The following is a 12,130-nucleotide window of genomic DNA, read 5'->3' on the forward strand; positions in this document are numbered from 1 at the left end:
CTCGGTCCCCCACTCCTACCCCGCTGTCAGCACGCTGGCCGAGGCCAGTGCTCGCCAATGTCACCCGACAACCAGACCACGACGAAGGGAAGACGACGGCCTCCCGAGCAGTCGGGTACGACCTCACAAGGTAGGTGGTGGCCATGACCAGGAGCAGCAGAAGCGACAGTTCGAGCGCATGACCCGAGACGCTACGACGAGGGTGTGACAGAACCCGGTATTTCCGACCCCACCACCAGCACCGCCCCCGTGGGGTCACAGGGGCGGACGGCTGGCCGATCTACCTGGCGGCTGTCGGTATGCGCTCGCTCAGGTCGCTTACTCCTGGCGGCAACACCGACTCTACAACGACACCACGACACGACCAGGGATCACCATCACCGTCCTCGAGGAGTCGGTCAGCAGCACCCAACCGGCATCGAGCCGGTCGGCCGCAGTCCCCCCCCCCACTTGAATGGGGCGTTGACTCCCAGGATCGAGACGCACTCTCCGACTTGCACCCGGAGACAGCCCGCCGCTCGGAATCCTGATGGTCATCGGCAGACCGACGACCACTCCCAGAAGGTCGCCATCACAGCCCCATGACCTTCCGCCAGCACCGATCACAGACCCACCACAAACCATCATCGAGCAGAACCATCTCGCACCCGAGAGGCTGGAACCTCTCGCACAACTCGCACCGACGACGAGACCGCCGAGGGGAGGGCGCCGTCCCCCGCCTCCGGCGGATGGCCGGCACCCCCTCACCCTTCGGAGATCCCCGCCGACCCTTGCGCCTACTCATGCCGCCTCCCATGCCAGCCAACACGCATCACCACCCCGCTCAGAATCCCGCAGATCGAACGCCGACACCACCTCCACACCCGACGAGCCCGCCCACGACCTCGCCGCCTCCACAGCCGAGTTGTGAGGGTCTGGAACCTCCACCTCCACCCGGGCAGGCTGGAAGCCCTGAGCCACCGAGTACGCCTGCTCGCCACGACCAGCAGACCCCAGCCCCTTCGAGGCGTACGCATGAAGCGCCTTCGACGCATACCCCGAGGCCCCACGAGGGGAGTCCCACCGCTGCCAATCGAACCCCCGATAACCACCACCGCCGCCGAACGACCAGGAGTCCTTCAGAGCCAGGAGCACCGACCGGGGGAGCACCGGGACGAGCACCATCCCGTTGTAGACCTCGAAGCCCATCCGCTCCGACCTCCGAGGCTGAACCTCCGGCATGAACGCATACGGCACCGCATCACCCATCGCCCGCTTCAGCCGACGAGCGAGGTTCGCCAAGTCGCCCTTCACCGCACCCCGATCCGACGCCCGATCCAGGTAGTCGTCGGAGTAGGTAGGCGACAACAGCACCCGCAGATCGTTCGCCACCACGAACCTCCGAAGCCGCCCCACCGACCGCTTCACATTGTCACGCCGCCGGTCGTCGTGGTCGAGTTGTGAGGGTGTATCAAGAACAGGGGAGGCAGCCCGATCGGGTGTGCTTAGCGCACGCTGGCCGAGGGGACGGCGACGTCTTCAGTGCCTCAGCACCCCTGTCGGGACTTCGCCATCAGCTTCTGCCTCACGCTGTGACGACTCGGCCCCGCGCGATGTCGGAAATGCTGTGCACGCGCCATTACGAACGGACGGGACTTCCACTTCGACCCCGGTCGGAGGCCGTGGATCAGTGCGTCTCGGGTCCCGTCACGTGTTGTTTGCGACGGGTCGAAGACAGGCCCGCGGCTACCAGAACTCCGACCGCAGCGCCTACGCCTACGTTCGCTGCACTAATCACCACCGCGCTCACCCCGGTCCACAGACCCTCTCCCGCTTCGGCCGCGTAGTAGATGCCGGCCGCAGCGGCGACCATCGCCGTAGAGGCCCATAAGCCTCGCCTGTGGCGATGCAGGACTGCTCCCACCAGGACACCGACGATCAGGAGTGTGGGGTTCATGACTTCTTCCTCCGCTCGGTAACACTCAATAGGGGTCGTACCAGTGCCCTGTGGACAACAGCCAACTGCATCCACCCCACTTGTACAGAGCCCACGATGCCCACGAGGCAGGATCACCTGTTGCCTTGAACTCGACAGTATGTTCGGTCCACGCGTCGATGGACAGGCAGAAGGTGCCATTGCGATACAGCCCATATGTGTGGAGACCCCGGTCGCACGACCCTGTGAAGTAGTACGAGGATGAGTAGGTGGACCAACCGGAAGGGATGAACGGGGTCCACGACGACCACCGATTCCACGCCGTGGCGCAGGAGCCAGACCAACTCCATTGCTCATTGCTGTATGTCTTCGCGACGTAGATGCCCACGGGGTCAGTGGTGTGACCTCGCATGAACCCCCGGTACTCGTAAGACGTGGCCGCAGCCGGCCCGGCTAGTGACTCCGATGTAGATGAAGCGTGTTCATCTACCAGGCCGGCGTCGGTCGCTACTCCCACCGGCAGCCAAGCACCTTCGAGCGTCTGGGAGCACTTGTCGAAGAAGAATCCGATCTCGCGCTCAACGTAGATCACCCCATCGAGCTTTGGTGCCTGAGCCGAGTCCACTGATCCCGAGAACTCGCACCCCGCCTCGCCATCTCGCCACACTCGCTCTCCCAGGACCTCGGTCACCGAGTACTGGGGGTCGTAGTCGAGCAGGGCTGCTGACTGCGTGGCTGCGTCGAACATCGAATCGTGATACCGATATTCGACCCGTCCGTCCGCGAACTTGACCGCGTCGAACATGACGCCTGCGACGAACGTGTCTACGGTTCCTGCGACAGCGTCACCGCCCAGCGACTCGCTTCCACCTGCGACGCCTACCGCGGCCGTACCGAGCGCTGTCAGTATCAGCACCGCCCCAACCAACAGCTTCGGAGGAACCATGGCAACTCCTTTCCTCGGCATGGGTACCTCTCGGGTTCCTGGACTGCCCCCTCAGCCTTGGGTGATCCCAAGTTCTGCTAGGTTTGCCCAGAGTTTACCACACCGTTCGAATGTTGCCAGGGCAACTCTGACCCATCAGGTGTTGGCAGGGCCGCTTCGGGACCCCCGACCTCACCGTCGAGCCTCGGATGACGCTTTCGGACGCTTTCGCGGCGAGGGCGGCCCGCCGGAGTTCGACGACCTTCACGCATTCTCACCCACTGATTCCGAGAGAGGACACCCATCCGATCAACGCGACTGACGGCTTCGTCCGTGTGGTACCCGATGTGAATTCGTCGGCAACCGGTAGGTTCGAATCGGTGGTGACCAAGACACCGGTCCACGGTGGTCGTGCCGTCGCTGACGGCGCCAGACGGACGGTGACGGTCGCTCGGCCCTAGCCGGGGAACAGCGTGGCGGTGTCGGCGAGCTCACCGGTCGAGTACGACCAGTCGTAACGGAGCGAACTCTCGGATCGGATCAGGTGCACCAGGCCGTCGTCGGAGCAGATGTCCCCGGGGTTCACGATGATGGTCTCTCGGGCCGTGACCGACACTCCGTCGATCTCGAGGAGGGTCAGGGTGCCGGCACAGTCGTATCCGGGGTAGCTGATCTCGGCAAAGACTTCGCCGACGGAGGAACTGCCGTTGAAGGCGATCCGGACACCGTATGACCGGCTGTCGACCTGGGCAGCCGACCATTCGGATGCGAGGTCCTGGAAGAAGACTTCGGAGGAGACCTCGCTGGAATCCGGGGTGCTGACCGCCGGCGCATCATCGCCTCCGCAAGCTGAAACGGCGAGGATCACCGCGACGACCGACAAGAGCCTGGCGTACCTCACGCTCCCCCTCTCGGTGTTGCTGCCAGGACGATACTCCGCTCCCCGTCTCGGCGGCGACCGCCAAGAGGATCCGGTCGGTTGGGATCACCGCTTGTGGGGGTGATCGCCGGCCGGTGTCCTCGGGCAACCTCCCCATGCCGTGGCTGAGAGGCAGGACACCATCACTCCGCCGAGCGCCGCATCAGCGTGTGACTCGCCAACGCCTTGACCGCGTCGAAGCCGCGGGCGTCGTACATCGAGCGAGTGCCTCGGAAGTGACGCGCCTCTGCGGCCTGCACGGCGTCGGAGTGGGGGTAGGCCTCGATCCATGCCACGCCGCGCCGGGCGGCATCGGCGATCACGCGGTCGAGAAGCACCCCGGCGACACCGTGCCGACGGTACGGCGGTGCGACCACGTAACAGGAGACGCCGATCACGCTCTCCGGGACGGGACCCTCGGGATCGACGTGGCGCAACGCCAACGGCGAGTCGGAGCCGGGCAGATCCGCGTAGTTGGCGCGAATCGAGGCATTGACCCATCCTGCCGGCCTGCCGTCCACGTAGGCCAGGTAGCCGAAGGTGCCGCCGCTGCGGAGGCGCTCGATCATCACCTGCCTGGTGGTACGCCACGGCGCCTCAGGTTCCTCGTCGGTCGGCGGTCGGTGGGGTGACAGGCAGTAACAGGATGCCCAGTCGGGATCGCCGGCGAAGCCGTCGTGGTCGAAGAGCTGCAACCAGTCGTCGATCCGGTCGCTCGACACCGGATGGACGGTGATCTCCCCGATCGCCTCGAGGCGTTCGGTGCTTCCGGTGAGCCGCTCGGTCGCCTCGGCGTAGTTGCGTGCGAAGTTGCGCAGCGCCTCCTCGGGATACTGCGTCTGGTGATCGGCGCGCACATGGGCGACGAAGGCGTCGGCGATCGCCTCTACATCGTCCCCCTCGAATGTCCCGTCGCCGGCGTAACACACCACCTGCATCACGGACTCCTCGGCCGAGGGGCCGATGCTATTCGGATGAGCCGCTCGAATCTGGAGACGGAGGGCACCGCTCCAGTTTCGAAGTCCTCGGACGTCCACGACGCTCCCCGGGCGAGGGTGTGGCTCCCCAGTCCTCCTGCAGGGATCCGTCTCGACACGAAACACGCCACGTCGAAGACAAGGACCGGCCCACTTCGGGGTGGCTCGACGACGATGGCCCGAGCGCCTCCACGACGCGTCGAGGGACCGGACCGACTCGATCCGAGACAATCAGGGCAGCCCTCGTCGCTGGGGTATCGCGGTCCCATGACGCAGGGAGCATGCCGCTGAGGTCGCCCCATCACAGGCCGCCGACGGAGACGAACTGCTTGTCGCGTCGATCTGATCGAACGCCTTGGTGCACCGGGGTGAATTCTTCGAGCTCCGGTCAGGGGGTTCCGGCTACTGCGATTGCACCTAGCCGGTAGGACGCCTCTTGCCGCGCCTCTGTGGCTAGCCGTGAGGAAGCCCGAGGACACGATCCTTGCCTACCCGCACAGCGCGGCGAGTGCCGGCTCGCAGAAGGCGACCTGGCCGCCGACGATGGTCGCCAGCACATCGATCCCGAGCAGGCCGTCGGCCTCCACCTCGAGGGGGTTCTCCGACAGCACCACCAGGTCCGCCAACTTTCCGGGAGCGAGGCTGCCCTTGACGTCCTCGTCGAACGTTCCGTATGCGGCCTCGATGGTGATGAGGCGAAGTGCCTCTTCGACGGTGATCCGCTGATCGAGCATCCAGGGTGCAGGGGCCACACCGCTCTCGCCGATTCGGGTCGCCGCCTCGTACAACCCCCCGACCGAGGATGCGGGCGTCCATGGCATGTCCGTCCCTCCGATCACCTTGACGCCGGCGTCGAGCAAGTCTCGCCAGCGGCCGAGCCAAGCGACCCGGTCGGGTCCCACGGCTGCCGCAGCGCGGCCCCAGAACTCGTTGCCAAGCCAATCGGAGGTGAACCAGGTGAGCTGGATAGAAGCGATGATCCCGAGATCGCTCATCCGCTGGATCTGGTCGTCGCGCAGCACCATGGCGTGTTCGATTCGGTGACGGTGAGAGATGTTCGACTCGCCGTCGAGCGCGGACTCGAAGGCATTGAGGACCAGATCGTGGGCTCCGTCACCCGAGGTGTGGATCGCTATCTGCCACCCGGCGGCATGGAGGTCGCCCACCATCGCCGTCAGCTCTTCCTGGGTCCACGAGGCATGCCCGAAGTAGCCGGGCTCGTCGGAGTACTGCTCACCGAGGAGGAACATCGACGGGCTTGCCCGGTCGACGAACACCTTGGCCCCTGCGATCCGGAGGTGGGGGCTGTACTCGTCGCGCGGGGTGTAGCCGGCGAACCACATCCCGTAGTGATCGTCGTGGAAGTTGACCGGGAGGTAGGCGTTCACCCGTATCGGGAGTTCCCCCGCTTCGTCGAGTCGAACCAGCTCGTCGAGTCGCTCCTGGTTCACGAACATCTCGGAGATGCTCGTCCAGCCACCTTGCAGGACGGCTGCGATCGCCTCCTGGGGCTCTTCCAGGCCCTCCATCACCCGGTCGCCGATCCAGTGGGCGTGCGAGTCGATGAAGCCGGGGAGGAGGGCGCGGCCTTCGAGATCGATCATGACCGTGGAGGGCCCCTGGACGGCCAGCGCGTCGTCGACAGAGCCCACGACGGTGATCACTCCCCCGGTTACGGCGAGCGCCTCCGCCACGGGGATCTCCGCCTCCATCGTGATGACCGGACCGTTGATGAAGATCATGTCGGCCTCTGGGGGAGGCGGCGCAGTCGTGGACGATGAAGTCGAAGTCGTGGCGGGAGTCTGCGTCGGCTCCGGCGGAGGCGACGTCGTGGTCGCAGGTTTGGTGGTCGTGGTGTTCGAAGCCGTGGTCACGGCCGCGTCGTCCCCACAGCCGAAGGCGACCACCACCAGCAGTCCCGCGATCGCCACCAGCTTTCGCGTGGGCATGTCCATGAGGTCCTCCCCCGCCTCGAGTGCCGATCCACGCTCGCAGTCGTCGAGCGACGAGTCAAGCGGTGTCGCCAGTGAACCTAGAGGATCCCCCAGGCATGAGGACGACGCAGCGCAGACGGCCTCGGCTGACGGTTCCGCACCCTGACGGACGAAGTCGCTACTGCTCCCAGCCGTCCACCCGGGGCGCTGGTGGCATGGTCCGCTCCGCTCGACCGGGCATCATCACTTCTGCTGTGGCTGCCAGGAGCCGCAGGCAGCCGCCGTACCCAAGGGCAGTCGGACGGTATCGGCCCGAGGCCTCGGCCCATGTGACAACTGCGAGCCCTGGGGTTGCGCGTCGCAATCTCGTCCCTCCGGATGGCAACCCGGAACCGTTGAACCGGCCACCCCAATGCTGTATGTTCTGATGTATGTCGGCGACGCGGACCCAGATCTATCTCACGGAGGAGCAACGGCGGCGGGTAGACGCTCTCGTAGAGGCCGAGGGAGTCACGATGGCCGAGGTCGTCCGGAGAGCGCTCGACGCCTACCTCGAGGACGAGAACCCGGACCCCCGGCCTGCGCTGGCGGCCACCTACGGTGCCGATCCCACACTGGTCGCACCGAGCAGAGACGAGTGGAATCGTGGCTGATCTGCTCGTCGACACGGATGTGTTCGTCGATCACCTGAGGGGTGCTCGTGAGTTCGCCCCTCGCAATCACCGGATTCACTACTCCGTGATCACACGTGCCGAACTCCTCGCCGGCACCGCGGCGAGCGACTCCGTGAACATCCTCCTCGGGCCCTTCCGCGAGATCGCCGTCGACCGCGGAGTCGCTGAGCGTGCCGGGCGCATTCGACGCGAGACGGGCGTACGCCTTCCCGATGCACTGATCGCCGCCACGGCCATCGAAGGTGGTCTCGGACTGGTGACCCGCAACCGGGGCGACTTCGATCGAATCCGCGGACTCCGAGTTCGGACTCCGTAGGCCACTGACGGCCGACACCCCGGGCGAGGCCAACGCCACCTCAGTCGCGAGAATGAGGTTGACCTCATATCGGTTGAGGCTTATATCGTCCTAGTGGGGGAGGTCGGGTACACCGATGAGTTCGAGGGTTGGTGCAACAAGTTCTCCCCTGACCAACAGGAGGCACGGGCCTGATGCACGATGCCCGGGGGAGGCGGATACACGACCAGATTTCAAGAGGCGTACGATCAGGCGGGAACGACTCGGCAGATCCAGTACTTCCTAGAAGCCGCGAGTCAGAACGCGGGCGACAACCGATGGATCAAGCTGATCTACTTCAACGATCCCTACGTCATCGGACTGTACGGACCCAAGGTTCGCTCGTATTCGGGACACGACGACCACTTCCACGTGCTCTTCTGCGGTGCGTACTACCCAGGAGATGCAAGCTATGACTGTTAGCACACGACGGGGGCTTCTCTATTCAGGGCTTGCAGCACTCGCCGCGGTCGGATTGACCCTGACTGTCGTGCTGGCCTCGCTCGGCGAGAAGGTCGGTGGAGGGACCGACACGACACCGCCCGGCGACCTGTCCACTGCCTCGAGCTCAACCAGTACAGCACCCACGGCGGAGACGACTATGGCCGGTGGTCTGGTCGACTTGTTGGTGATCAGTGGGCATTCCGTCATCGACTCCGAGTTCAGGGTCGACTTCGTCTTGTCCTACTCGGGTGACTACTGGTTCAAGGACCCGCGTGGGATGGCGGCGTTCGACGCATCAACCCTTACTCTGCAGAGCTCGTCGGAGCTCGGCGACGTGATCGTCCAGGGCGTTTCGCCGGCGGGGCCTGATTTCGACCACGCACACCTTTCATACGTCCGGGCTGACACGATGGCTTGGTCCATCGAGGTGTTGACAAGCGGCTTGGGAACACCGACGGAATACCTGGGTGAGCATGAAACGCTTTGGGTGGCGCAGTCCCTCGGTGACAGCCCAGGAGCTGAGGTTACCGTGATCGCCGATTCGGAGACCGGCCTCCCCCTCCTCGTGTCGGAGGCCGGGGAGCACGGTTCCACCTGGGAGATGACCTACAACGGGACCGCTTTGGTTCCTAAGACCACGTTCGACCTCGGCATCCGCCCGGAAGGTGCAGACCACCGGCGTGACATGGGATTCCGCCTGGTGGGCCTGGAGTCGCTCGACGCATCGGCGGGATACCTGGTCCCGCTTCCGAAGTGGCTGCCTCCGGGATTCGAGGTCTCCAGTGTCGCCTTTGCCGAGGCACCGATCACTGGGGTCTCCATCTACAACCCGCCCTCGGAGAAGGTCGCCGTCGTCACCTACCGCAATGGGCTGCGCGCGTTGACAGTGACGACCCGGCTGGCCACCGAGGAGTACCTCTATGAGCCGACAGGGGAGAAGCTTGCCTGGACGGACCCCTACTGCACGTGGCCGCCATGTTCGGCCACACTCAGCGTGTCCACGGCCGGGACCGAGTTTCTTGTGAGCGCAGGCCCGTACCAGCCCACCCACGCCTGGGGATTGCTCAACGGGCTGATCGTGACCGTTGGCGGGGACGTGTCGATCGCTGACCTGGAGGCGATTCTGGCGAGCATGTAGCGAGTGGCCTCCTTTCTTCTCACATGCCATTCCCGCACCCTGGCCGGGGGAGTGCCCTCACACTCGAGCTGGTCAGGCGTACCCTGGCGATCCGAAGGATCCCACCGTGATACCGACCGTCTTGCTGATCGCGTTGGTCGGGGCGATCTTGATTCCTCGTCACTCGCTTTGGGTTGGGCTTGGAGCGACCATCGCCTGGGCCGTGATCGTTCTCTTCGAGGACTCGTCCGAGTCGCTGGTCGGGCTCCTCGGGATGGTCGCTCTCGGGGCAGCGAACGCTGCGGTGGCGGTGGCCGGTGTGTGGGTCGTTCGCAGGGCGGCCCTCACCAATTGAAATCACGTGGTGACATCCCCGGCGGCAGCCCGACAGGCCCGTCATCGCCCTTCGTGGAGCCAGCGGGCGGTCTCCAGATGGCGTGGCAGCAGGCGGCGACCTTCGAACGCCCAGGCCAGCGTCTGGCCCATTGCCCAGCCCCGGGCACGCTCCGGATCGAACCCGAACCGGTCGACCAGGAAGTCGAGACGGTGCCACACCTCCCGCCGGGAGTGCCCGAACTCGTAGGACCTCACCACCGGAGCCACGGCGAAGGCGGGATCTCCGACCAGCGGCTTGGGATCGATCGCCAGCCAGGGCCGGCGCTCGGCCGACAACACGTTGTCGCCATGGAGGTCCTGATGGAGCAGCACCGGCTCCGCAACCGGTGCCCGGGCCAACTCGAGCAGCACACCGACGGCGCCGTCGATGAGCATGACCTCGAACGGTCGTCCGGCGGCCTCCCACATCCCGCGGAGGCCGTTCGCCCAATCCAGCGCCTCGTCGGCCAGTGACCGGAACGGAACACCTGCCGGTATGGAGAGGCGCGCGATGAGACCGGCCATCACCTCCAATCCGGCCTGAGGGTCGATCGTGGAGAGGGCGACACCCGTCCGGCAGCGTTCCAGGAGGAGGGCGTGGCGTTCGGCGTCGTGATCCAGCAGGCGAACCGCCCCGTCACCGTCCCATGCCGCCAGTGCCGCCGCCTCGTGCTCGCTCTCCGGATGCGGCCACTGGATCTTGAGCACCGCCTCGTCGCCCCCGGGCAGGGACGCCGGAAGCACCAGCGACACGAAAGACCCCGGAAACGGTTCCCCCAGCGTCAGCGACCACCGTTCGGCACAGGCGGCGGCCACCGCCGGCACCGCCTCCCGCCACTCCCTGGCGGCGGGGTCCCGGGTCATCCAGTCGAGGGAGACGGGCACCTGCATGCCCCCAAGGATGACAGCCCGGCGAAGCCGTGGCCGCGGCGACACCCGGCCTTCGGGTAGCTTGCCGTCCCATGGAGCACTGGGCGCTCGCCATCGATCTGGGCACCGGCGGACCCAAGGTCGGCCTGGTGTCGAACACCGGCCGGATCCTGGGGGGCGAGTTCGAGCCGGTGCCGCTGCATCTGCTTCCCGACGGGGGCGCCGAGCAGGACCCGGACGACTGGTGGCGGGCCATCTCCATCGCCGCCACCCGGGTCACCGCAGCCCATCCGCGAGAGGCGGAGAGGGTCTCCGTTGTCGGGGTGACCGCCCAGTGGTCGGGCACGGTTCCGGTCGACGACCAAGGTGCCCCGGTGGGCAGGGCCATCCTGTGGCTCGATCACCGGGGCAGCCGCCACGTGGGGCGCATGATCCGGGGCCCGATCCGCGTGCAGGGGTACGGCATCGGCAAGCTGATGCGCTGGATCCGGCTCACCGGCGGCGCCCCCGGGAGGTCGGGAAAGGACCCTGTGGCCCACATCGCCTGGATGAAGGCGGAGCGTCCCGACCTCTACGCCGCCACCGCCACCTTCCTCGAGCCGAAGGACTACCTCAACCTGCGCCTCACAGGCCGGGCCGTCGCCACCCACGACTCGATCACGCTGCACTGGGTGACCGACAACCGCAACCCGGCTGCGGTCACCTACGACGACGGGCTGCTCAGGACCGCCGGCGTCGACCGGGGCAAGCTCCCAGACCTGATCGGCGCCCTCGACGTCGTCGGGCCACTCACCGCCGCGGCGGCGTCCGCCCTGGGCGTGCCCCCCGGAATCCCCGTCATCGGCGGCACACCGGACGTCCACTCGGCGGCGGTGGGCGCCGGGGCTGTGGCCGACTTCGCCGCCTTCCTCTACCTGGGCACCTCGGGGTGGATCTCGTGCCATGTCCCGTTCAAGAAGACCGACCTGATGCGGAACCTGGCCTCGATCCCTTCACCGGTCCCGGGCCGCTACCTGATCGCCGACGAGCAGGAGACCGCTGGGGCCTGCCTCGACCACCTGGCCGGCCTGCTCCACGGCGCCCCGACCCGCGACCCCGAGGTGTTCGCCCGTTTCGACGAGGCGGCGGCACGAGCGCCGGCCGGAGCCAACGGCCTGATCTTCACCCCCTGGCTCAACGGGGAGCGCTCCCCGGTTGAGGACTCCTCGCTTCGGGGTGGCTTCTTCAACCAGTCGCTGCGCCACGACCGCGACGACCTGATCCGCGCCGTGTTCGAAGGCGTGGCCCACAACGCCCGGTGGCTGCTCGGCGCCGTGGAGCGCTTCGCCGGGCGCAGGCTGGATCCGATCACCGTGGTCGGCGGCGGGGGGCGCAGCGACGTCTGGTGTCAGATCCACGCCGACGTCCTCGGCCGCACCGTGCGGCAGGTCGACCGGCCCGTCCTGGTGAACGTCGCCGGTGTCGGCTGGCTGGCGCTGGCCGCCCTCGGCCATCTCGACCTCGACGAAGTGGAGTCCCTGGTGCCGGTGACCGCCACCTCTCGGCCCGATCCTGAGGCCGCAGCGGTCCACGATGCCGATCACGCGACGTTTCGCGCCATCCACCGCCGCACCCGGCGCTTGTACGCCCGTCTCAACGCGCCCTAG

At 66.6% G+C, this 12,130-nt stretch carries 12 protein-coding genes; 5 read left to right on the forward strand and 7 right to left on the reverse strand.

Features of this window, described 5'->3' with window-relative positions; all coding sequences use genetic code 11:
* Positions 1–780 precede the first annotated feature (780 nt).
* The 6 genes from QY307_03555 to QY307_03580 form a co-directional block, all read right to left on the reverse strand.
* Positions 781–1,371, reverse strand: coding sequence for a hypothetical protein (locus QY307_03555; protein WKZ83327.1), 591 nt, complete (start codon positions 1,369–1,371; stop codon positions 781–783).
* Positions 1,372–1,666: 295 nt separating this feature from the next.
* The gene (locus QY307_03560) at positions 1,667–1,936 is read right to left on the reverse strand and encodes a hypothetical protein (GenBank protein ID WKZ83328.1); all 270 of its coding nucleotides are present in this window, start codon (positions 1,934–1,936) and stop codon (positions 1,667–1,669) included.
* A 25-nt stretch (positions 1,937–1,961) separates the two neighbouring features.
* Positions 1,962–2,861 (reverse strand): hypothetical protein, encoded by a 900-nt coding sequence (locus tag QY307_03565; GenBank protein WKZ83329.1) that lies wholly within the window; start codon positions 2,859–2,861, stop codon positions 1,962–1,964.
* A gap of 436 nt (positions 2,862–3,297) precedes the next feature.
* Entirely contained in the window at positions 3,298–3,741 is a 444-nt protein-coding gene (locus QY307_03570; GenBank protein ID WKZ83330.1) for a hypothetical protein, read from the reverse strand.
* Positions 3,742–3,902: 161 nt separating this feature from the next.
* Positions 3,903–4,697, reverse strand: coding sequence for a GNAT family N-acetyltransferase (locus QY307_03575; protein WKZ83331.1), 795 nt, complete (start codon positions 4,695–4,697; stop codon positions 3,903–3,905).
* 527 nt (positions 4,698–5,224) lie between these two features.
* Positions 5,225–6,685 carry an amidohydrolase family protein gene (locus QY307_03580; GenBank protein WKZ83332.1) on the reverse strand — a complete coding sequence of 487 codons (1,461 nt, stop codon included), beginning with the start codon at positions 6,683–6,685 and terminating at the stop codon, positions 5,225–5,227.
* Between the two features lie 416 nt (positions 6,686–7,101).
* Here QY307_03580 and QY307_03585 point away from each other — a divergent pair, with 416 nt between their 5' ends.
* The 4 genes from QY307_03585 (at position 7,102) to QY307_03600 (ending at position 9,594) form a co-directional block, all read left to right on the forward strand.
* Entirely contained in the window at positions 7,102–7,323 is a 222-nt protein-coding gene (locus tag QY307_03585; protein ID WKZ83333.1) for a CopG family transcriptional regulator, read from the forward strand.
* The gene (locus QY307_03590) at positions 7,316–7,660 is read left to right on the forward strand and encodes a type II toxin-antitoxin system VapC family toxin (GenBank protein WKZ83334.1); all 345 of its coding nucleotides are present in this window, start codon (positions 7,316–7,318) and stop codon (positions 7,658–7,660) included. The genes QY307_03585 and QY307_03590 overlap by 8 nt, the downstream gene beginning before the upstream one ends.
* A 739-nt stretch (positions 7,661–8,399) precedes the next feature.
* On the forward strand, positions 8,400–9,260 hold the full coding sequence (locus tag QY307_03595) for a hypothetical protein (protein ID WKZ83335.1): 861 nt from the start codon (positions 8,400–8,402) through the stop codon (positions 9,258–9,260).
* 202 nt (positions 9,261–9,462) lie between these two features.
* Positions 9,463–9,594, forward strand: coding sequence for a hypothetical protein (locus tag QY307_03600; GenBank protein ID WKZ83336.1), 132 nt, complete (start codon positions 9,463–9,465; stop codon positions 9,592–9,594).
* A 41-nt stretch (positions 9,595–9,635) separates the two neighbouring features.
* Here QY307_03600 and QY307_03605 read toward each other — a convergent pair whose 3' ends face one another.
* Entirely contained in the window at positions 9,636–10,505 is an 870-nt protein-coding gene (locus QY307_03605; GenBank protein ID WKZ83337.1) for an aminoglycoside phosphotransferase family protein, read from the reverse strand.
* Between the two features lie 71 nt (positions 10,506–10,576).
* Between QY307_03605 and QY307_03610 the strand changes: the two genes are divergently transcribed.
* On the forward strand, positions 10,577–12,130 hold the full coding sequence (locus QY307_03610) for an FGGY-family carbohydrate kinase (GenBank protein WKZ83338.1): 1,554 nt from the start codon (positions 10,577–10,579) through the stop codon (positions 12,128–12,130).

The sequence above is a fragment of the Acidimicrobiia bacterium genome, assembly GCA_030584185.1.
Lineage (GTDB): Bacteria > Actinomycetota > Acidimicrobiia > Spongiisociales > UBA11373.

Coding starts and splice junctions, on each gene's coding strand:
- QY307_03560 (WKZ83328.1), bottom strand. CDS start 1,936: ATGAACCCCACACTCCTGATCGTCGGTGTCCTGGTGGGAGCAGTCCTG.
- QY307_03565 (WKZ83329.1), bottom strand. CDS start 2,861: ATGGTTCCTCCGAAGCTGTTGGTTGGGGCGGTGCTGATACTGACAGCG.
- QY307_03575 (WKZ83331.1), bottom strand. CDS start 4,697: ATGCAGGTGGTGTGTTACGCCGGCGACGGGACATTCGAGGGGGACGAT.
- QY307_03580 (WKZ83332.1), bottom strand. CDS start 6,685: ATGCCCACGCGAAAGCTGGTGGCGATCGCGGGACTGCTGGTGGTGGTC.
- QY307_03585 (WKZ83333.1), top strand. CDS start 7,102: ATGTCGGCGACGCGGACCCAGATCTATCTCACGGAGGAGCAACGGCGG.
- QY307_03595 (WKZ83335.1), top strand. CDS start 8,400: ATGGCGGCGTTCGACGCATCAACCCTTACTCTGCAGAGCTCGTCGGAG.
- QY307_03605 (WKZ83337.1), bottom strand. CDS start 10,505: ATGCAGGTGCCCGTCTCCCTCGACTGGATGACCCGGGACCCCGCCGCC.
- QY307_03610 (WKZ83338.1), top strand. CDS start 10,577: ATGGAGCACTGGGCGCTCGCCATCGATCTGGGCACCGGCGGACCCAAG.